This is a genomic window from Mesorhizobium sp. CA15, from assembly GCF_020165215.1.
Lineage (GTDB): Bacteria > Pseudomonadota > Alphaproteobacteria > Rhizobiales > Rhizobiaceae > Mesorhizobium.
Genome location: NZ_JAIUHQ010000006.1, coordinates 153027 through 173239, shown reverse-complemented (window position 1 = coordinate 173239; position 20213 = coordinate 153027). Strand labels below are relative to the sequence as shown.

Below are 20213 nucleotides of genomic sequence, written 5' to 3'. Positions count from 1 at the left end.
GCTCAGGACTCTCCAAGCCAGAATGTGTCCATCATATAGACACCGAAATAGGCGGTCGGGTCGTAGCTGTAGAGCGCCTTGTCAGGCAGATTGCGCAGCCGCGAGGACGCCAGAATCGGCTGATGCGTTCCGTTCACCGTGCCGATCGAAAACACCTGATCGGTGTAGATCGACAGCATTGAATTCCAGATTTCGGCGCGCTCAGCGGCTCCGGTCGAAGCGTTCCAGCGCTTGAGCAAAGCCATCAACTCGACGACAGACGGAAGATCGGGCGCCTCACCGAGCGTGCCATGGGACAGGTAGTGAGCACCCCAGAGCGGCCATTGCAGCTGGTCGTCCATGGTGGGAGCCAACTGGTACGGATTCATATCGGCGGTCGGCACGCCATTGTCGATGCCCGACCATATCGACATCATGATCTCGCCGCCAAGCGCGCGGCTGCGGAAGATGTCGCGCTGCGAAGTCCGGACGAACAGGGCGAGGCCGATCTCGCGCCAGTGATCGGTGATGAGTTCGAGCGCGTCGGTTTCCAGTGTGCTTTCGCCGGCCGTTTCCACGATGATTTGCGCCGGGCGTCCGTCGGGAAGTATCCGCAAGCCGTCACCGTCACGCGTCTGAAGCCCGACCTCATCGAGCAGCGCATTGGCCTGGTCGGGATCATGGGCTACCCAGGCTTTCGCGAATTCCGGCCGGTAGAGCGGGCTCTCTGGCAGGACCGTATCGGCACTTTCCTGCGCCAATCCGTAGAACACCGCCAAATTGATCTCGCGCCTGTCCACAGCAAGCGAAAGTGCGCGACGCATGCGCACGTCACGAAAAAGGCCACGCCACACCTGGTCGGCACAATTCAGATTGGGCAGCAGCGCCAGCCGCGAACCCTGTGTGCGTTTCCACAGATGCATCTTCACCGGGTAGCGCTTCTCCGCATCCTTCAGGAAGGAGTAATCGGCAAAGTCAATTCCCATACATTGCAGGTCGCTCTCGCCGGCACCGGTCTTGGCGGAGATGATCGCCGACGAGCTCACATTCATGATTACCCGGTCAACATAGGGCAGTTGCCGGCCATTCTCGTCTATTCGATGAAAGAACGGGTTTCGCTCGAAGACAAACTGCTCGGCCGGCGGCTTGGTCCGGTTCTGCCAGGGATCGAGCGTCGGCAGTTCCGGGTTCTCCGGGCGATACTGCCGAGACATGCGGATATGCAGGAGCGTCCATTTCTTGGCCCTGTTCTCCTCCATCAGGCCGGCGAGCCGGAATGGATCCTGGTATTTCTTGTGGAACTGCTTGAGATAGGCGGCCGGCAGAACAAGCGATAGCGGCGAAGCGGCAGCGAGCTTGGGCAGGAAGTCGGGATTTGGCGCATCCCAGCTATAGCGGACCGTCAGCGGATCGACGATCTCGAAGCGTGGCGGCTTGCCGTCCGCCAGCAGCGTCGGGGGGAGCCCGCCTTGCGTAAGCTCATCGTTCAGCCAGACATCTTCCCAGCAATAGCGAAAATCCTCCGGCGTCAGCAGGCTGCCGTTAGACCATTTATGTCCTTCCCGTATCTTGAAAGTGAAGACGCGATCGTCCGCCACGTCGAAACTTTCGAGAATGTCGGGTTGCAGGTTGAGCTTTTCGTCATAGCCGACCAGGCGAGCATATCCGTAGATGGTCATCAACCGGATATCTTTCTGGCTGCCGATGATCGTGCGCAGCGTGCCGCCATACTGGCCGGGCTGCCGGCCCATTGCAGCGAGGTTCACCACGCGCGGGCTCTTGGGCAGGCGTTTGGCGAGTGCCGGCAGCGCCAGGGCCTTCAGCAGCGGCTGAAGAAATTCTGGCTCCAGATCGCCGGCGTGCAACGTGCTCGGCACAAATGCCGAAGCCAAGAGTCCGAGGACGGTGCGCCGGCTGATCAATGGCGCAGCTCGCTGACATCGGCCGAACGCCGGGCCAGCACGAGGTGGCCGCCGCCAAGATCGAGCGGCGATAGCATATCGTCGCTGCCCTCGTCGCGGAATTGCGGTCCCCAGGCGCTACTGTCGGAAGCGCCGCTGAGCTTCAGCGTCTTGAAATCCATCGGCCTGTCGAGATCGGGGAAAGGCACTGCGGCGACCAGTGAGCGCGTGTAGGGGTGGATCGGTTTCCTGAGCAGGATTTCGCGCGGCGCAAGCTCGACGATACGCCCGCCGCACATCACGGCTATGCGGTCTGCCATGTAGTCCACCACCGCCAGGTTGTGGGATATGAACAGGTAGGTCAGTCCCAGTTCCTTCTGCAGATCCTTCAGAAGGTTCAGGATCTGCGCCTGGACGGAGACGTCGAGCGCCGAAACCGGCTCGTCGCAGATTAGCAGTTCAGGCCCCAGCGCTAGCGCGCGCGCGATGCCGATACGCTGACGCTGCCCGCCGGAGAAACTGTGCGGGTAACGTTTGATAAAGCGCGGATCGAGCCCGATTGCCTGCATCAGGTTCTTGACCATGGCTAACCGGGACGCGGCATTGCCGCGCTGATGGATTTCCAGCGGCTCGCTCAAGATGTTCTCCACCGTCATGCGAGGTGAAAGCGACGAAACCGGATCCTGAAAGACCATCTGGATTTTCGCGCGCAGCATGTGCAAGGCCTCTCCCTCGCCTGCCAGGACGTCGATCGGTCCCTCGCGGCTGTTGAAGATCACAGAACCACCGCTGGGAGTGACGGCCCGCATGAGGATCTTGCTGACGGTGGTTTTGCCGGAACCGCTTTCGCCGACCAGACCCAGGCATTCACCTCGCCTGATGTCGAAGCTCACACCGTCGACGGCGCGAACAGAGGTTTGATGATCCCCGCCGAACCATCCGGACTTGCGGATGGTGAAGGTCTTTGTCAGATCCCTGACCGACAGTAGGATGTCGTCCGGCCCCTCCGATGCCGGCGCGGTCTGCTTGCCGAGCAGGTTTCCGACATTCACCGGCACCTCGCGTAGCGCCTTTAGCCTTTCGCCAGGCTTCAGGTCGAAATGCGGAACGGCTGCCATCAGGCCCTTAAGGTAAGGATGGCCTGGCCGGCGGAATATCGCCTCGACAGGTCCCGCCTCCATGATCTCGCCATGGTACATGACCACCACCTCGTCGGCGACATTGGCGACCACGCCGAGGTCGTGCGTGATCAGCAGCATCGCCATGTTCAGCTTGGTCTGAAGCCCGCGCAGCAATTGCAGGATTTGCGCCTGGATGGTGACGTCCAACGCCGTCGTCGGCTCATCGGCGATCAACAGGGCGGGCCGGCAGATAAGCGCCATGGCGATCATGGCGCGCTGACGCAATCCTCCAGAAAGTTCGAAGGGATACATGTCATAGGCGCGCTTGGGATTGGGAAAGCCGACGAGGCTGAGCATTTCCTCGGTCCGCGCCTTGCGCTCCGCCCGAGCCATGGGCGTATGAATCTGCAGGGATTCGCTGACTTGGTTGCCGATCGTGTGGAGCGGCGACAGCGATGTCATCGGCTCCTGAAAGATCTTGCCGATGCGGCTGCCTCTCAACGCCCGGATTTCGGGCCCATCACGCGACATCTTGAGAATATCCTGCGTCGTGCCGGGCTTTTCAGGATCGGAGAACAGGATCCGGCCGCGAACATGGGCTGTGTTCGGCAAAATGCCCATCACGGCTTGGCTGAGAACCGATTTACCGGAACCTGACTCGCCCACAAGCGCGGTAACCTTACCGGGCAGGACGCGAAGATTTGCGCGCCTGACGGCATGCAACGGCCCCCCCATGATGGCAAAAGAGATGCCAACGTCTTCGATCCGCAGCAGATCGACACTCGAATTCATTCTCACACCAGCCCCACTCTGGCAGCTCTCCAGAAAGCGAGACTAGCGCATTGTCAGCGCAGAGCAACTTGGATTCGAAGCGGTCGCCAGTGGCGGTACCGACGACCAAACTGGCTACCAAAGGCGATCGGGCCAGATCGCGGCGGTTTACTGGAGCTTACTCGGGTCGCCCGCCGCCATCCGCGCGGCATCGCGATGAAGCAGCATGACCTGCTCGGCGTCCGATCTTCGGTCGTGAATCGGCTCCGGCGCACCGTCTTCATCGGGTACGAGGGCTCCCGACAGATCGGGTGAAAGCACCATCAGCTTCTGCTTGATGCCAGCCAGTTCCTCGTGGCCGAGCGTCAGCCAGCTGTTGGCGCCGCAATAGCCGGCGAAGTCTTTGCTGGCCAGAACGCTGTGCGGATATTTCTTGGTCAGGGTCTGCAGGCGCTGGACCTCGTTCACAGCCGAGCCGAAGACAGAGAATGTGAGCCGGTCTTTAAGCCCGACATTGCCAAACATCACATTGCCGACATGCAGGCCGATACCGAATTTGATGTCTGACAACCCCTGCTCCTTTCGGCGCAGGTTGAGATCCATCATGCGCGCGCTGGCCTTGTGCGCGGCCGCAAGCGCAGCCTGGCAGGCGATCTCGGACTGCGAACGGTGCCTTTCGCAAGGGTAGACGGCAATGAAGCCATCACCGATGAAACTCATGATCTGCCCGCCGTTGCGATTGAAAGGTGCGGCAACGGCGTCGAAAAACTGGTTCAGCGTATCGATATAGACTTCGCGGCCGGAGGTTTCGGCGAGCCTCGACGACCCGCGCATATCTCCCATGACCAGTGCGGCCCGGATTGTATCGCCCTCGCCGCGCTTGATCTGGCCGTCAAGAACGCGCCTGCCAGCGTCGCCGCCGAGATAGGTGGTCATCATGTTGTCGGCGAGCTTGGTGAGCACCGCCATCTTGGTGGCGATAGCGAGATGGCTCTGGATGCGCAGCAGCGCCGAAATCATGCTGTCGCTGAAGCCCGCGGCGCTGTCGGTCGACCAAGATCCCATCATGCCCTGACTGGCGTTGCCGCTGAAGGGATGGACGAAAGCCATGTAATCGGTGATGCCCATAAGTCGGAGGTCATCGAAAACAGGAAACTCCGACACCACCGACGGGTCGAGCCGGCGTCGCAGATGGTCGAGCTTATTGCTGAGCAGATGGTAGTATGGGCTGGTCAGGAATCTCTCAGACGGCACACCGGCCTCCTTGCGGAAGCCTTCCACTTCCATGCCCTGGCCGCGAACCCAGGTGAAGCCAAGCGCGTCATAGAGCGGGTGAAGCATCGAGAAGCTCAAATGCACCCGCTTCAGCGGCAGGCCGGCAGCAGCCAGCCGTTCGCAAAAGCCATTTACCAATGTTTCCAGGTCGTTGCCCGCCAGCGCCGATTCGTTCAGCCAATCGGCAACCTTATCCATGAGAATGGTGGAAATTTCTGCGTACGATGTGCTCATGCTATCTCGAAACCCGTCGGAAGACGGAACCATTATCCTCTGATCTGCCATAACACAGTCCGTCAACGACCCAACGATAAGACACCCGAAGTCAACAAGGCCGGCCTCGGCGGCAAAAGCGGCGAAGAATATCCCGGATGACTATCCTTGCGGCCAAGGGGAAGGCATAAATGCATCTGTATTCGGTGGCGTTATGTGGCGAGTCAGCCGACGGAGTGCAACCACGATCCTGACACCGCACAAGAAATTCGCCGGCTCAGATGCCGTCAGGCCTTTAGCACTGTCTCTCGGTCCAGCCCGAGGCGGCCAAAAACATTGCGTGTGTCGACGATTAGAGGGGCGTGATCGGCGATCGTCTGATAGTCGATCGCGTCGTGGTCGGTTGCAACGACGACAGCATCGAAATCCTTCAGAGCCGCCTCGGTCAATTCGACCGAGCGGCGCCCCTTGATCGCCATATGCTCCCGCGTGGTCGGTATCTCGGTAACATGCGGATCGTGGAACTCCGCCTTGCCGCCCCATTCCTCGATGAGTTCAATGAGCCGCAATGAGGGGCTTTCGCGGATATCGGGCACATTCTTCTTATAGGCGAGCCCGACGATGAGAATGCGCGAGCGGCTGAGCGCCTTACCACAGCGCCGGTCCAGCGCCTTCGCCAGTTCATCGACCACATGACGCGGCATGGCCGTGTTGATCTCTGCCGCCAGCTCGATGAAGCGGGTCGGCAGTTCGTATTCGCGCGCCTTCCACGTCAGGTAGAAGGGATCGATCGGAACGCAGTGCCCGCCAAGTCCGGGGCCAGGATAGAACGGCATGTAGCCGAAGGGCTTGCTCTTTGCCGCCTCGATCACCTCCCAGATGTCGATGTCCATCGCACCGAGCACGACCTTCAACTCGTTGACGAGTGCTATGTTGACCGAGCGGAAGATGTTTTCCGTCAGCTTGACCGCCTCGGCGGTCGCCGTGGTGGAAACCGGAACGACGGTCTTGACCACGCCCTGGTAGAAAGCCTGCACGAGCGTCGCCGCTTCAATGCCGTCGCCTGCCACGACCTTAGGGATCGTCGCGACTTCGAAGCTGCGGTTGCCGGGATCCTCGCGTTCGGGCGAGAAGCCGAGGAAGAAGTCTATCTTCGACCGCAAGCCGGTTTCTTCCAGTATGGGCTTGATCACGTCATCGGTGGTGCCGGGATAGGTGGTCGATTCCAGCACGACCAGCTGGCCGGGACGCAGATGCTTCGCAATGGTGCCTGCCGTTTTCCTGACAAAGGAGAGATCCGGCTCACGGTTTTTCGTCAGCGGTGTCGGAACGCAGATGATGATGACCTCGCAGACGGCCAGTTCCGCAAAATCCGCAGTGGCGCGGAACCGTCCGCTCGCCACCTGGCCGGCAAGGGCTGTCGACGCCACCGCCTCGATGTAGGATTGGCCGTTGTTCAGGCTCTCGACCTTGTGGGCTTCGATGTCGAAGCCCGAAATCGGGAAGCCGGCGCGTGCGACCGCAACCGCCAGCGGCAATCCGACATAGCCCAGTCCGATCACGCCGACTTGTGCAGCGCGCGTCGAAATCCGGTTTAGAAGATGGTCATATATCGATCGTGAGGCGTCCAAAAATCTGCTTTCCCGTCAATTCGGACAGGCTGTCCGTTCCCGTGGCGAGGCTCACTTGGTCTCAAGGACCATGGCCGAGGCATATTGCGGAAGATCGGTTTCCGCAAGCCGTCATCAAACCGGCACCTTCGCCTTCAGGCTTGCGGCAGCCCTCGCATAGCCGCCGGCCGCGCCATCGATGAAATGAAGGTGGTCGCGCTGCAGCGGCGAAGCGACGAGGCATGTCATCAAGGCCGATTTCTGGCGGTGCAGGCCATAGGTGCAGATGCCCGCCTCTTCCGCCTGTTTCAGCCGGTTCTCGATCCGTTGCAAGACGTCCGAGTCAACGTCGATGGTCATCTTCAAGCCGTCGTCGAACTTCCGGAAATCCGAATTGCTGGCCACGTCGCGTTTGTAGACCTTCGGATCGAAACGACCGATCGTCCACCCGAATCGATCGGCAACGGCCGCTAGCGTCAGCAGGAACAATATCCACAGCTTCGACAACCACCGCCGTCCTGCCGGCGCCACGGCCCTCGCCTCGAGATCGAAGCCGGCGGGCGAAAAACTGTAGGCCGGCCCGTTCACCGGCACTGGATGGCCATCGCGTTCCTGCCTGCCGGCAAGGGCAATGATGTCGGAAACCAGAGACTGAAAACCGCGCAAGTCGCGCGACGGACCCGGTATGGCTATGATCGAGACGATGTCGCCATGCCGTGCTTCGATCGGGTTCCAGCGGCAGGAGAGGCCGGTCAGATCCGGCCGCGCGCCGGCCGGCGCAGGATCGACGCGGTAGCGCCCGGCTTTCATCTCGGTTTCCGCCCAACTGCCACCACCGCCGGCGAACATGGCATAGAAGACCGCTTCGGAGGCTTGGAACCTCGCCACGCGAACGTCGAGACCTTGCGCTCTTATATCCTTTATCGGCACGATTGCGGCACGCAAGGTCAGGTCCAGTTCGTCCGCCACCCATCTCTGGACAGCCGCCAGCGCGTTGCGGGTGATCTCCAGCGCCGAGCCGGGAAACGCCACGAGCGCGCCGTCGCCGCCGAAAACAAAGGGAAAATCTTGCCGACCCAGCGCATTGAGCAGCGCCGAAATGACACTGGCCCCGGCCATATTGACGGTTTTATAGCGCCCAGCCTCGATCGCCTTGGTCGAGCCGACGATGTCGGCGGTGGCCAGCGCCCAGCCATCGGGGAGAGGCCGATAGTTGTCGATATCGGCAACGCTTTCGAACTTTGCGAAAACCGGCAGAGAAGCCACAAACGGGTCGGACGCGGCAGCTGTTTCCATGGGCATCAGATAGCACATTCCACTGCTTGAAGGGTGAAGTCGATCATGCTGCGAAATTGACTTGCGCCGGCTTTCCGATGATAGGGTCCGGCAATGCGAATTGCCTTCTACGCGCCGCTGAAGTCACCCAATGATCCCGTTGCCTCAGGCGATCGCCAGATGGCACGGACGCTGATCAAGGCGCTGGAGCATGGAGGGCATAGCGTCGAACTGGCATCCGAATTGCGCTTCTACCTACGCGAACCGGAGCCGAAAAGTCTCGATGCGCTCAAGATCGAGGCCCGAGAGGAAGCCGCGAGGCTGACAAGGCTTTGGGATCGTGACGGCAAGCCCGATCTCTGGTTCTCCTATCATCCCTATTACAAGGCGCCCGACCTGATCGGGCCCGAGCTGGCGTCGGCCTTCGCTGTCCCCTATGTGACGGCGGAAGCCTCCTATTCGAGACGGCGCAACGCCGGTTTGTGGGCCGATACGCAAGCGTTGGTAACGCGAGCCGTCGAACAGGCGGCACTGAACATCTGCTTCACGCAAAGGGACCGCCAGGGACTGGCGGATGCGGTACCCGGCGCCACTTTCGGCACGCTTTCGCCCTTCATCGACACATCGGCATTCCGTGAAATGCCGGCACGGGGTTGTCCGACGCGCCTCGTTACCGTCGCCATGATGCGCCGGGGCGACAAACTCGAAAGCTATCGCATGCTGGCGCAAGCGCTCGGTTCGATCGGTCACCTGCGCTGGACCATGTCGGTCGTCGGGGACGGGCCCGCCCGTGACGAGGTTAAAGCGCAATTCGCCGGCTTGCCCGCCGACCGTATCGAATGGCTCGGCGCGATTGAGCCGGCCGCCGTGCCGGATGTCCTCTACAGTGGGGGAATTTACGTCTGGCCGGGTTTCGGCGAGGCCTATGGCGTTGCCTATCTTGAAGCACAGGCCGCCGGCCTTCCGGTGGTGGCTCAGGACATCGCCGGCGTGCCGGAGGTCGTGCGGGATGGCCAGGCCGGGTTCCTCACCCCGCCGGGCGATGTGACGGCGTTCGCTTCTGCCATTGAAAGGCTTCTGGCCCGTAACGACGAAAGAACCATCATGGCCGCAGAAGCCAGACGTTTCATCCTCGAGGAGCGCTCGCTCGATACGGCGGCGGCGCGTCTGGCCGAACTTCTTGCGAAGATCCCGGTCTCATGACATCCGATCCGATCTGGCAACCTTTGGTGGAAGAACTGGCGCGCTGGCAACGGGCGGACCGCAAGGCAGAATTCTGGCTGCGCGACGATGACGCCGTGGATCCGACGCTTGCGCTTGATCGGCTGCTCGACCTCACCAGTGAATTCGGGGTTCCGGTCGCTCTGGCCGTCATTCCAGCCCTGACTGATGAGAAGCTTGTCGTCCGGCTTGACGAGGCGCCGCATGCCACGGTCGCCATCCATGGCTGGGCGCACCGAAATCATGCGCCCGAGGACCAGAAAAAGCAGGAACTCGGGCCGCATCGGCCACCCGAGGCGGTGCTCGATGATCTGGCTCGCGGGCTCTCTCGCATAACCGGCTTGCACGGCGCACGTGCCGTTCCGATGCTGGTGCCACCCTGGAACAGGATCGACGCCGGCTTGGTATCCGACCTTGGGTCGATAGGATTTTTGGCACTGTCGGTCTTTGGGCCGCCGAAGCCGGCTTCGCTGGCGGTCATCAACAGCAATGTCGACATCATGGATTGGCATGGCACGCGCGGCTGCCGCGATCATGGCCTATTGGTTCAGGCCGTCGCCGCGCAATTGCGGCATGCATTCGACGGCGGCGAACCGGTCGGCCTGCTCACCCATCATCTCGTGCATGATGAATCGGCCTGGCTTTTCCTCGAACGGCTGTTCGCCGTCACCGCACGCAATGCAGCCTGTGCATGGCATCCGATCAGGACATTGATCGGGCGCAGCGCCAGCAGAGGAAAATAGCTCAGCCCGCTTTGTGCGATAAGACTGGAAATTCGAGCGTCTGACCATCCCGCGCGGCAAAAGAGCCGGCAAACCTGTTCTTGGCCAGTTTCTCGATCTCGTCCAGTTCCTCGTCGGTGCGCGCCGGATCGTGGTGAACCAGCGCAAGCTCCCGCGCACGGGCCGCCTCGCAGAGCTTGACCCCCTGTTGCCATGTCGAGTGCCCGTTCCCGCGGTAGCGTTCCATTTCCTCCTCGGTGTAGGCGCAATCGTAAATGACGAGGTCGGCATCTTCGATTAGGCCGAGCACCGCCTGATCGAGTTTACCCGACTCATGTTCGGTGTCTGTGATCACCGCCACGACGCGGCCACCCCATTCGACCCGATAGCCTATACAGCCACCGGGATGGGTGAGACTGCCGGTTCGGATCACCACCCCTTCACGCGGCCGAAGCACGTCTCCTGACACGAAATCGCAATAGTCGAGGCTTGCCTTGCAGACGTCCAGTCTCACCGGAAACCAAGGCGGCCGCATGAACTCATCGACCATCTGTCGGGTCGTCATGCGTCCTGCAAGATGCCCGGACCAAAGCCTGACTTTGACGCTGCGGTCATAGATCGGCTTAAATGCCGGCAGCCCGATGATGTGGTCATAATGGCAGTGGGTGAAAAACAGGTCGAAATCGGTCACGCCCGACGCCCGAAGCGCCCAGCCGGCAGGCCGCAAGCCGGAGCCGGCGTCGAACAGAAGCGTATGCTTGCCGCATCGCATCTCAATGCAGATCGTGTTGCCGCCATAGCGGGAGAAGTCTGGCCCCGATACCGAAATGCTGCCGCGGACGCCCCAAAACCTGACCAGGAAAACGTCGTCGTCCATGCAAGCCCTTCATAGTCCCCTAGGCCATCGTAGCCAAACAACTGCTGCTAGGCGAGACAGGTTTTCCTCCTGATGACCTTGTCCATGAGAGGTCAGTGCCATCACGACGGCAAGGATCGGCGCAAATCATTCGTTATTTGGCGCTTCGTGCGTCGATCAGATCCGCGGTCGTATGGCTTAGGCGATCGGCGAGAACCCGAACCATCTCGACGGTCATTTCCGGGAACTCCTTCATAAGCCTCAGGAAATGATCCTTGCGAATTCTCAAGGCTTCCACCGGACTTGCGGCTCTGACGGTGGCCGTGCGGGAGCTGTTGCACAATATGGCGATCTCGCCAACGATCGAATTTGGCAGCAGTTCGGCAACTTTTATCGGTCCGCTCTCGGAATCGACCAGAATATCGGCCTTGCCTGAAAGGATGACATAGGCGGCGTCTCCCTCGTCGCCCTGCCGGAAAAGGATCTGGCCGGCGCTGTAGCTTACGCGATCAGATGTGAACGCAAGCAGCTTGAGCTTTGCCGGCTCGATGCCAGAGAACAAGGGAACGCGTTGCAGCATTCCGACCTCATCCTTGAGCAGCATTGTCGCAAACCTCCCAAAATTCACGTTTGCCAGACTAGAACAACCGACATCCAGATGGAATCAATTCTGCTTGCGGATAGCGGGACGAACCGCGCGAACGTGGCGGCCTGATCAGTTGGAAACGTTAATCTCTTGAGCTTGCAGCAAGTTCCCATCGGCGGAACGATCCCATCTGAATGTCCGGGCTCTATGACAGCAGTTCCTTGAAAATACCGCTCCCCGCCAAAAGCGTCTCGTGTGGTCCGTCTTCCACCAAACGACCCGAGTCGAAGACGACAACGCGATCGAACATCATCGCCATTGCCGGATTCGTCACGACCCACACAATTGCCGGCGAACGGCCGTCGCGTCTGGCTTCCTCGAGCACGTTTTGCAGCACCTTTTCTTGTACGCGCTGGTCGAGCGCCGACAGCGGCCGGTTGAAAATGAGAAAATCGGGACGCTTGAGCAGGGCCCGGGCAACATCGAGCTTCTGTCGCTGTCCACTGGTCAACCGCCTGCCGCCGGCGCCGACGTTGAAGTCCAAGCCGACATCCAGCAGTTCGGCATAAAGCCCCAGTTCATCAAGAATATCATAGACAATGGAGCGTATGCGGTCCGGCGCATCGGGATGGTTGCTGCCCAGACGCCCGAACAGGACATTGTCCATGACAGTAGCCGCAGCAATGTATTTGGCAGGATCGTAGCGTTCGACGGCGTTTTGCAGCTCGGGCGGCAGGTCTTCATAGAACTGGTTGCGTGCGGCGACGATCTTGTTCATCAATTCGTCGCTGAGCAGGCCGAAGCGATGCCGGGGCTCGATATAGGCAAAGCTCAGGGTGACGATCATGGCGCGGTCGTTCTCCGAGACCGTCTCGTAGGGACGGTTCTTGAGCCGTTGCAGCAAGGTTTCGTAGGCTGGTATCTCCTCGGCGCTCATGAAGGCGAGCTGCTGGAAGAACTGGTGATCGGGCGGCAGGTCGGCAAACAGCTCGATCGCTTGTTTGGCGATATCCATGCCCATTTCGTAGAGCGTGCGATCGAGGCCGGCTTGCCTCAGCACGGAAGCAAAATAGGGATTTGCCGCCAGAGCCCTGTCGGCCAGCTCCGGGCCGGCGGCAGCGCCGAAGAGCAGGTTCTGGCCGATCGTTGCTTCCTTATTGTAGGCGCCCGGTTCGAAAGGAACCACCAGTCCGTTCAATCCTTCGTGTTCCAGCCGGGTTCGCAGCGCCGCACGCAGTTCGACGATCCGCCCAGCAAGCGCCGTGTGACGCGTGAGGTCGGCCGAAGAACGCAAGCCTAGATCCAAAATGTCGCGCGACAGAAGAACCGCGTCGAGCACCTGGCGCACGGCTTCAAAGAGGTCGTGCGGGCCGGTAGCGCCGACGGAAGCATAGTCGATCCAGTCGCTGTGGATATCAAGGTCCGGGTTGCCCGACCGGCGCGCCTCGTGGATGTTCCAGCGGTGCTGGTCCGCCGCGGCACCGTCATAAGTCACCGATGTCAGCGGCGCATGCTTCAACCCGTAGAGCAGATTGTCGCGGAGGCTTGCCTGGAACAGGAAAACGTCCGACGAGGCATAGGACATGCGCCGGCCGGTCACCGCTTCGGGGAGTTCAAGCAGGTCGTCGGCACCCGAAGCGACCTTTCCGCTTTCCGGCCAGTTCAGCCGCGCGAAGGCCTCTGCAAGCGCCTCCGCTCCACCTGTTGAGGTGCTGACCAGCGCCACCGTCTCACCCGGCTTGACCTGGAGAGAGATACGGTCGAGGAGCATTGCACCGCCATCGTCTGCCATGGACAGACCGATCGCCGAGAGGGGGTTGGTCATCGGACCGGGATCGTCGATCGTCAGTGCCCCGATTCGCGGCGCAATGAGACCCTCGACGGTGAATTGTTCGACGACCTGCTGGTATTTGACCTGGACATCCTGCCGGTCCTGATCCCAGTCGATCAGTTCCTTCATCGGTCCGGGCAGGTCCTTGTAGGCGCCGATCACGGCCACGAGCTGACCGACGTCCAGCCGCCCCTGAATGACCAGATACCCGCCGACCATGTAGAACAGAAAGGGCGTGATCTGCGCGAGAAAATTGTTGAGGAACTTCACCATGAATTTCCATTGGTAAAGATCGAAGCGGATCTTGAAGATGAGCCCGAGCCGGGCAGCTATGTCGGCGCGCTCGTAGTTTGACGTATCATGGACGTGGACCGCGCCGATGCCGTCGACGATTTCGCCGACGCGGCCCGATAGCGCGCGCGCCGTCAACTGCCGTTTGCGCCCGAGCACGATCAGCCGCCGCCGCATTCGCGGGATCAGCACGATCTGGATCAAGACGATCACGGCGGCGATCATTCCGAGCCAGAAGTTCTGGACCACAATGAACAGCATGGCCGTCACCGCCTGGCCGCCGAGCAGCACCGGCTGCAGGAAAGCATCGCCGATGAAACCGCCCAGCGGCTCCACCTCGTCCTTCACCATGGTTGCCACCTCGGCGGATTTCACGCGCTTGAAATAACGCGGCGGAAACCGCAGCACACGATCGACCAGTTCGAAGCGGATACGGCGCAGCATCCGTTCACCGAGGCGGCCCTTGTAGGTATTGATGTAGAATTTGAACAGGCCGTTGATGATGACCAGCAGGAGGAACACAAGGCTCAGGGCAAGCAGCGTCGTCGTGCGGTCGAGCTGAAAGCCAGGAAAGAACTGGACCTCTCCGATGAACGGCAGGTTATAGTGTAGCCTCATGAATGGCTGGGTCGCGCCCGGCTGCTCGAAGCCGCGACCTTGGATCGGGCCGTTGACAATCAACTTCGGCAGGTCAAAGGACATGAAATACGGGATCATCGAAAGCAAGACGATAACCAATATCCAGAGCTGCTGCTTCTTGGTGTGCGTCCAAATATAGCGAGCCAGGCTGGGTTCCATATGCGACTGTGGACCTTCAGTTTAAAGAACAAAGTAAAAGCATCAGCTGGTGGACGGCGCATCGGCAATCATCACCGACGACATGTTCGAAGCCTGCGAGGCGGCTTGGCGGGGCAAGATTGCGTTGTGTCGCCCGAAATCCCAACGTACAAGGCGAATATGATGGATGTCACGCAACCGCGCAATGCCGGCATGGACGGGCACGAGCAGGCCTTGGACCTCACGCGGGGAATTGCTGCCTATGTCAACCACCCTCTCGTGGCAGGGCTGGCGCGCGTCATCGCCAAACATCCGAAGGCGGACATCGCCAACGCCTTCAACCACAAGCAGGTGGCCTGCAAGATGTGGGCGCTTGACAGGCTGTTCGAAAGCTGCGGCGGGCGCTTCGGGCGCATATGGGTTCTGGGCGGATGGTACGGCATATTGCCGGCAATGCTTTTCAACGACCCCCGCTTCGATATTGCGGCAGTCGATAGCATCGACATCGATCCCGAAGTCGCGCCAGTTGCCCGGACCCTCAACCGGGAAGCCGGCGGCCGGTTCCGGGCGCTAACAGCAGATATGTACGCACTCGACTATGCGGCCGGGCCGTCCGATCTGATAGTCAATACGAGCTGCGAGCACATAGCCGATCTGCGTGCCTGGCTTGCTCTGCTTCCGCGGGGCACGAATGTACTGCTGCAATCAAATGACTATTTCAGCGAGCCGACGCACATCAACTGCGTGGCTTCACTTGCAGCTCTCGAAGCAATGGCGGCGCTGCGGGAGATACGATTCTCTGGCGAACTACCGACAAAAAATTATTCGCGCTTCATGCTAATTGGAACTGTTTGATGCATTTAGGACAACGACATGCATCAAAACAAAGACTTAAAGCGCGGCGCCTGAATCCGGTTCGGCGCGACGCGCTTTAGGCCCCGCCATCTGCTTGATCATGTCCTATTCCGAGACCGGGCCTCATTTTAGGGACCGTGTTCGATGCCGCTCGCACAGGATTTGCGCCGAGTGACGCGCCCCTTCCAGATCGAGACGATGCGCCGACGGCCTCGGTGCCACAAGCGCCTGTTCGATCGCCTGCGCCAAACCTTCAGGCGTCAGGTCCTTTTCCATGAGCACCGTTGCAAGCCCGAGTTCTTCGAGCATCAGGGCGCGAACTGTTTGTTCGGTTTCCCCGCCGGCTGCAAACGGCACGAGCAGGGAGCGACAACCCGCGCGCAGGACATCGCAGACCGTGTTGTAACCCGCTTGCGAGACCGACAGGCGGGCGCCGGTCAGCAAGCTGGCAAAATCCTCGCGGAAGCGGAAGATGGACAGGCCCGGCGTGGCATCGCGTGCGATCGCGTCAAACTCGTCTTTCGGCAGGTTGGGGCCGGTGATCAAACACCATTTCCAGCCATTGTTGGCATTCCGCGCCGCTGCGATGGTGGAACCGACAAGGCCCCTTCCGGCAGCCCCGCCGCCAACCGACACCAGAATGTCGAAGCGCTCGGTGGCCGCGGGCGATGGCGGCGCGGCAACGAGCCCTGTGTAGGTGACCTCGGCCCTGATTGCCCCAGCCAGCGGAAATGTCTTGTCGATGGTTGCGAAAGCCGGATCGCCGTGGACCATGACAAGGTCGAAATGCCTGTTGATGAGATCGACCGTTTCCTCATTTCGGCCCGGCTTGACGCGCTCCTGAAGGATATCACGGACGGACGTCACCAGCAGCGGCCTGGGCGACGTCGCGTCGATGGCCTCGATCAGCGGCAAGAGTTCGAAACGCATCTGCCGGCGTCCAAATGGAAACGCCTCGACAATGACGATATCAGGCCTGCAATCCAGGAATGCCTGCAGCAGCATTCCTGAACGCCGTTTCTTGAAATCATCGTCGATGGGTTTGCCCTGCAGGTCGACAAGTCCGGAAAATCCTTCATCACCGGAGGTGACGGGTGGCAGGGACACAGATTTTACACCCAGTCCTGGAAACCCCGCGATCGACGCTCCGCCAGTCACCACGGTTACGTCAAACCCGTCATCGACCAGCGCCGCCGCAATGCGGCTGGCGCGCGCGAGATGGCCGATACCGAGGAGGTGCTGGACATAGAAGAAAGCGCGCGGTCGCTTCATTCGGCGGCCCGCCACTCCCGCTCGAACAGTTCCTTGAGCTGTCCAATGCTAGCCATATGGTCGAAATTGCAGCGCACGCACTGCTCCGCGGCGTCGCCGAGGCGGGCGCGCAGCACGGGATCACGGATCAGGCGCTCCAGCGCCTCTGCCAGGGCAATTGGGTTTTCCGTCGGAACCAGCAGCCCGGTTTCATCCGGCGATAAAAGCTCCGGCACGCCGGAAATATCGGTCGACACGCAGGCAAGCCGCTGGCTGGCCGCCTCCACCAGGACATTCGGCAGACCGTCCCGGTCGCCATTTGCGGTGATCCTGCAGGCCAGGGCGAAGATGTCGGCGAACCGGTAGTGCTCAAGCACCTCCTCTTGCGCAAGCGCGCCCTTCCAGGAGACGCGTCCATCCAGTCCGAGCTTTTGCGCCAGCGCCTTGAGCCGTTCCAGTTCCTCGCCGCCGCCGATATGCTCGAAACGCCACGCCAAATCGCCAGGCAAGAGGGCAAGGGCCTCCAGCAAGGTATCGTAACCTTTCTTTGCAACGGCGCGCCCGACGCTCAGAATGATGACCGGTTCGTCCGGCGCCGAGCCGTCCCGCTGTTTTCGCGCCTCGCCGAAACTGCCGAAGCGATCAAGGTCGAGCCCATGGTAGCTCAGATGCACGGACGAGTTGCCATTGGCGAGTTCGTTCAGACGGTCGAAGCCGGTTTTCGTGCAAGTGACCGTCCAGCGCGCCGAGGAAAGCTTGCCGGCCAGATCCCAGTCCGCCGAAGTCCAGATGTCCTTGGCATGGGCTGAGCAGCTCCAGGGCAGATTACGAAGCAGGCTGGCATAGCGCGTCACCGAGGCCGGCGTGTGCGCGAAATGTGCATGCAGCCATCCCGCGTCTTGCGGCCATTCGGCCGCCAGCACGAGCGCTTGCCCGAAGCGGCGCACGCGATTGCGCGTAAAGTCGCGGGGGATATCGGCAGCCAGCGATCCGAGCGCGCGCCAGAACCCCGGCCGCAGCAGATAGGCAAACAGCGAGCGAACCACGCGCAGCGGCTCGTGATGCAGATATTCCGGCAGATAATGGACGGGCGCTTTGATCTCGTCATGCACGGGGTGGCGTTTTGCGTCGGTCGGCCGCCTGAGCGCGACGAGTATCAGGTCGAATCCCGCGCGCTCCAGACCGAGCAGTTCCTGCGCGATGAAGGTTTCCGACAGCCGCGGATAGCCCTTCAGAACCACGACGATCTTGCGACGTTGCAACTCAGCTCATTCCCTCGATGACCGAAAGGTGAGGGCTGGCCCGCCGATCGAGCAGTTCTGCAACGATTTCGGAAATATGAGGCAGCCCTTCCAGCCTCAGATGCGGATTGCTCTGGGATGGGCGGGGCCGGTCCGGTAGCGCCACCAGTGCATCGGCAAACCGCTGGGAATCCTTGGCTTCGTCCGGCAAAAGCATCTCGATGAGGCCGAGTTCGGCTGCGCGCCGAGCGCGGATCAGTTGTTCCTGGCGGGGCTCGACGCGCGGCACGATCAGCGCCGGCTTGTCGAAAGACAGTATCTCGCAATAGGTGTTGTAACCACCCATTGCCACTACCGCCTTGGCGCCGGCAATCAGGTCTTCCATGCGGTTGTCGAACTCGATTATCTTGACGCAGGGGATCTTGGACCCCTTCTTGAGCAGCTTGTTGCGCTTGCGCGCCGGCATGTAAGGCCCAAGCACGATCAGCGCCCTATGCTGCAATTGCGGGTCCTGCTGATAGGCATCGATGACGTCGTGGATCAGTTCCGCGCCGTCACCGCCGCCCCCCGTGGTAACGAGGATATACTCGCCCTCGGGCCGGTGGCCGGGCAACTCGTTCCGCTGCAGGCTCCGTTGCAGGAAGCCGACGAACCGCATCTTTGCCCTGACAGCCGGCGGCACATCCAAGCCGGTCAACGGATCGTAGAAATCCGGCGGGCCATAGGCCCAGACCTTGTCGTAGAACAGGCCTATCTTGCGCATCACATCCCTGCGTGCCCACTCTGCTTCGAGCAGATGCGGCGCATCCATCACCTCGCGCAGGCCAAGCACGAGCGTGGTACCTCGCGTCTTGAGGTAGGACAGCGTGTCCTCGATCTCACCGCGCAGGCCGAGCGGTTCCTTGTCGACGATGAAGATTTCCGGCCGGAAGGTCTCGGCTGTGTGGCGGATGATCGACTGCCGCATCCTGAGCGTCTCATGCAGATCGATATCCTTTTCCAGCGAGGTGTATTCGCCGTTGCGCAACTTGATGACGCTGGGGATCTTCACGAAGTCGACACGGGCGCGATAGTCGAAGGCGCCGGCGATAGGCGCGCCTGAAATGATCAGCACCTGAAGTCCGCGGAAATCCTCGACCAGCGAATGCGCGATCGTCCGGCAGCGCTGCAAGTGGCCGAGCCCGAACGTGTCGTGGCTATACATGAGAATTCGAGCGTCTTGTACGTGCTGCGTCATATTGAACGTCTTTCAGAATTCTCGCGTTGAGAACCGGGGACGACCCGCTGGATTCGAAACCACCCTCGCGAGCCCACCGACCTGTTGTGAAACATGAGGGCAAAATTTTCAATTTGTATTCCTCAAAGGGTCCATATGCTGAAGCGGGAGCCGCACCCGCTCAGTTGCCCGCTTGCCACGGATCATGAAGAACCTGCACCATTCGCTGGTATTGATCATCCCCGATTTTCCATCTTTGGCTGCCGGCCCTGAGCGCTGCCGCCGTCGTTACGCGGTTGATCGCCTTGCGGTTGAACGCCCGTGAGCGCAGAGATTGCGGACCGTCACACTGCTTCGACGACCCCGCGCCTGCCGGCTTGATCGCTGATAAGTCGCGGCCGCTTTTAAGATGGAACCGCTCCAACTTCCATTGCCACGTCGGTGACGTGGCGTTCGGCTGGGTCAAACCAACGGATTCCGTCTTGCGGGCTTGGTATTTGTCTGACATAGTTTACCATCTCCTAATGTTGCAGTGGGTAATTGGGGCACAGAAATGGCGAAGGAATCTTCGAGTGCCGCTTCTTCGGCAAGTAAAGCGGACGCAAATCTGATAGGTAATGCAGAGGGAAACGGGCTGAACTTCATGGCCTCCCAGGCTCGCGAGGGCGGGGCCGGCGGTGATGCTCCAGGTGTCGACAAGATACGCGATCTTTTGTTCGGCAATCAGATGCAGGACTACGACCGCCGTTTCTCCAAGCTTGAAGAGCGGTTCCTGCAACGCTTCAAGGATGTCGAGTCCGAAACCAAGCGCAATCTTGAAACCTACGAGTCGAATGCCAAGAAGCAGGTCGACTCGCTGGCGACGCAGTTGCGCAACGAAAAGGATGCGCGCGCCGAGGCTGACAAGGAGATCGACCGCAATCTTCGCGATCAAAACCAGGCGCTCGAAAAGCAGGTGCGCGCCTTGTCGGACCAATTGAGCGAGCTCGAGCGTGAATTCGCGGATCGCATGAGCAGAAGCGACCATTTGCTGCGCGAGGAAATCAAGCAGAAGAACGAAAGCGCTCAAATGCTGATGGAGAAGATCTTTTCCGATCTCAGCAACGTCAAGACTGACCGGAATCTTCTGGCCGGCCTGTTCGTCGAGGTCGCGAAATGTCTCAACCAGGATCCCGTCGGCAGCAAGGGCAATTCGGAGCGTGGCTGGAAAGTGAGTTGATC

At 60.6% G+C, this 20213-nt stretch carries 16 protein-coding genes; 4 read left to right on the top strand and 12 right to left on the bottom strand.

Features of this window, described 5'->3' with window-relative positions; translation table 11 throughout:
- Positions 1-2: 2 nt before the first annotated feature.
- The 5 genes from LB515_RS13300 to LB515_RS13280 form a co-directional block, all read right to left on the bottom strand.
- Positions 3-1901, bottom strand: a complete 1899-nt coding sequence (locus LB515_RS13300) for an ABC transporter substrate-binding protein (protein ID WP_095765759.1) — start codon at positions 1899-1901, stop codon at positions 3-5.
- Positions 1898-3793, bottom strand: a complete 1896-nt coding sequence (locus LB515_RS13295) for an ABC transporter ATP-binding protein (RefSeq protein WP_095765760.1) — start codon at positions 3791-3793, stop codon at positions 1898-1900. Before LB515_RS13295 ends, LB515_RS13300 begins: the two co-directional genes overlap by 4 nt.
- 147 nt (positions 3794-3940) lie before the next feature.
- Positions 3941-5281, bottom strand: coding sequence for an adenylate/guanylate cyclase domain-containing protein (locus LB515_RS13290; protein WP_095765761.1), 1341 nt, complete (start codon positions 5279-5281; stop codon positions 3941-3943).
- Between the two features lie 266 nt (positions 5282-5547).
- Positions 5548-6891: a nucleotide sugar dehydrogenase gene (locus LB515_RS13285; protein WP_140846259.1), complete on the bottom strand. Its 1344-nt coding sequence runs from the start codon at positions 6889-6891 to the stop codon at positions 5548-5550.
- Positions 6892-7005: 114 nt separating this feature from the next.
- Positions 7006-8184 carry a DUF3095 domain-containing protein gene (locus LB515_RS13280; RefSeq protein WP_224639748.1) on the bottom strand — a complete coding sequence of 393 codons (1179 nt, stop codon included), beginning with the start codon at positions 8182-8184 and terminating at the stop codon, positions 7006-7008.
- Between the two features lie 75 nt (positions 8185-8259).
- Here LB515_RS13280 and LB515_RS13275 point away from each other — a divergent pair, with 75 nt between their 5' ends.
- A complete protein-coding gene (locus tag LB515_RS13275) occupies positions 8260-9348 on the top strand; it encodes a glycosyltransferase family 4 protein (RefSeq protein WP_224707982.1) in 1089 nt (362 codons plus the stop codon).
- Positions 9345-10109, top strand: coding sequence for a polysaccharide deacetylase family protein (locus tag LB515_RS13270; RefSeq protein WP_140846256.1), 765 nt, complete (start codon positions 9345-9347; stop codon positions 10107-10109). Before LB515_RS13275 ends, LB515_RS13270 begins: the two co-directional genes overlap by 4 nt.
- A gap of 1 nt (position 10110) precedes the next feature.
- Here the strand turns inward: LB515_RS13270 and LB515_RS13265 are convergent, their stop codons facing one another.
- From LB515_RS13265 to LB515_RS13255, 3 genes are all read right to left on the bottom strand, one after another.
- Complete coding sequence (locus LB515_RS13265; protein WP_140846255.1) at positions 10111-10965, bottom strand: MBL fold metallo-hydrolase; 855 nt, start codon at positions 10963-10965, stop codon at positions 10111-10113.
- A gap of 133 nt (positions 10966-11098) precedes the next feature.
- Positions 11099-11548 (bottom strand): cyclic nucleotide-binding domain-containing protein, encoded by a 450-nt coding sequence (locus tag LB515_RS13260; RefSeq protein ID WP_095765767.1) that lies wholly within the window; start codon positions 11546-11548, stop codon positions 11099-11101.
- A gap of 187 nt (positions 11549-11735) precedes the next feature.
- The gene (locus tag LB515_RS13255; RefSeq protein ID WP_224707981.1) at positions 11736-14450 is read right to left on the bottom strand and encodes an ABC transporter transmembrane domain-containing protein; all 2715 of its coding nucleotides are present in this window, start codon (positions 14448-14450) and stop codon (positions 11736-11738) included.
- A 159-nt stretch (positions 14451-14609) separates the two neighbouring features.
- On the opposite strand from LB515_RS13255, the gene LB515_RS13250 reads away from it, so the two are divergent.
- Positions 14610-15284, top strand: a complete 675-nt coding sequence (locus LB515_RS13250) for a class I SAM-dependent methyltransferase (RefSeq protein ID WP_411909021.1) — start codon at positions 14610-14612, stop codon at positions 15282-15284.
- Positions 15285-15407: 123 nt separating this feature from the next.
- Here LB515_RS13250 and LB515_RS13245 read toward each other — a convergent pair whose 3' ends face one another.
- The 4 genes from LB515_RS13245 to LB515_RS13230 form a co-directional block, all read right to left on the bottom strand.
- Positions 15408-16556 (bottom strand): glycosyltransferase family protein, encoded by a 1149-nt coding sequence (locus tag LB515_RS13245; protein ID WP_224707980.1) that lies wholly within the window; start codon positions 16554-16556, stop codon positions 15408-15410.
- Positions 16553-17797 (bottom strand): glycosyltransferase, encoded by a 1245-nt coding sequence (locus LB515_RS13240; protein WP_224707979.1) that lies wholly within the window; start codon positions 17795-17797, stop codon positions 16553-16555. Before LB515_RS13240 ends, LB515_RS13245 begins: the two co-directional genes overlap by 4 nt.
- 1 nt (position 17798) lies before the next feature.
- Positions 17799-19013 (bottom strand): glycosyltransferase family protein, encoded by a 1215-nt coding sequence (locus LB515_RS13235; protein ID WP_224707978.1) that lies wholly within the window; start codon positions 19011-19013, stop codon positions 17799-17801.
- Positions 19014-19173: 160 nt separating this feature from the next.
- Positions 19174-19500, bottom strand: a complete 327-nt coding sequence (locus tag LB515_RS13230) for a hypothetical protein (protein WP_224523648.1) — start codon at positions 19498-19500, stop codon at positions 19174-19176.
- Between the two features lie 24 nt (positions 19501-19524).
- On the opposite strand from LB515_RS13230, the gene LB515_RS13225 reads away from it, so the two are divergent.
- The gene (locus LB515_RS13225) at positions 19525-20211 is read left to right on the top strand and encodes a hypothetical protein (protein ID WP_224545057.1); all 687 of its coding nucleotides are present in this window, start codon (positions 19525-19527) and stop codon (positions 20209-20211) included.
- Positions 20212-20213 lie beyond the last annotated feature (2 nt).

Excerpts from the sequence above, each read along its gene's own strand:
- LB515_RS13250 (WP_411909021.1), top strand. The coding sequence starts at position 14,610 with ATGATGGATGTCACGCAACCGCGCAATGCCGGCATGGACGGGCACGAG.
- LB515_RS13245 (WP_224707980.1), bottom strand. The coding sequence starts at position 16,556 with ATGAAGCGACCGCGCGCTTTCTTCTATGTCCAGCACCTCCTCGGTATC.
- LB515_RS13295 (WP_095765760.1), bottom strand. The coding sequence starts at position 3,793 with ATGAATTCGAGTGTCGATCTGCTGCGGATCGAAGACGTTGGCATCTCT.
- LB515_RS13260 (WP_095765767.1), bottom strand. The coding sequence starts at position 11,548 with ATGCTGCTCAAGGATGAGGTCGGAATGCTGCAACGCGTTCCCTTGTTC.
- LB515_RS13255 (WP_224707981.1), bottom strand. The coding sequence starts at position 14,450 with ATGGAACCCAGCCTGGCTCGCTATATTTGGACGCACACCAAGAAGCAG.
- LB515_RS13280 (WP_224639748.1), bottom strand. The coding sequence starts at position 8,184 with ATGTGCTATCTGATGCCCATGGAAACAGCTGCCGCGTCCGACCCGTTT.
- LB515_RS13270 (WP_140846256.1), top strand. The coding sequence starts at position 9,345 with ATGACATCCGATCCGATCTGGCAACCTTTGGTGGAAGAACTGGCGCGC.
- LB515_RS13230 (WP_224523648.1), bottom strand. The coding sequence starts at position 19,500 with ATGTCAGACAAATACCAAGCCCGCAAGACGGAATCCGTTGGTTTGACC.
- LB515_RS13290 (WP_095765761.1), bottom strand. The coding sequence starts at position 5,281 with ATGAGCACATCGTACGCAGAAATTTCCACCATTCTCATGGATAAGGTT.
- LB515_RS13265 (WP_140846255.1), bottom strand. The coding sequence starts at position 10,965 with ATGGACGACGACGTTTTCCTGGTCAGGTTTTGGGGCGTCCGCGGCAGC.
- LB515_RS13275 (WP_224707982.1), top strand. The coding sequence starts at position 8,260 with ATGCGAATTGCCTTCTACGCGCCGCTGAAGTCACCCAATGATCCCGTT.
- LB515_RS13235 (WP_224707978.1), bottom strand. The coding sequence starts at position 19,013 with ATGACGCAGCACGTACAAGACGCTCGAATTCTCATGTATAGCCACGAC.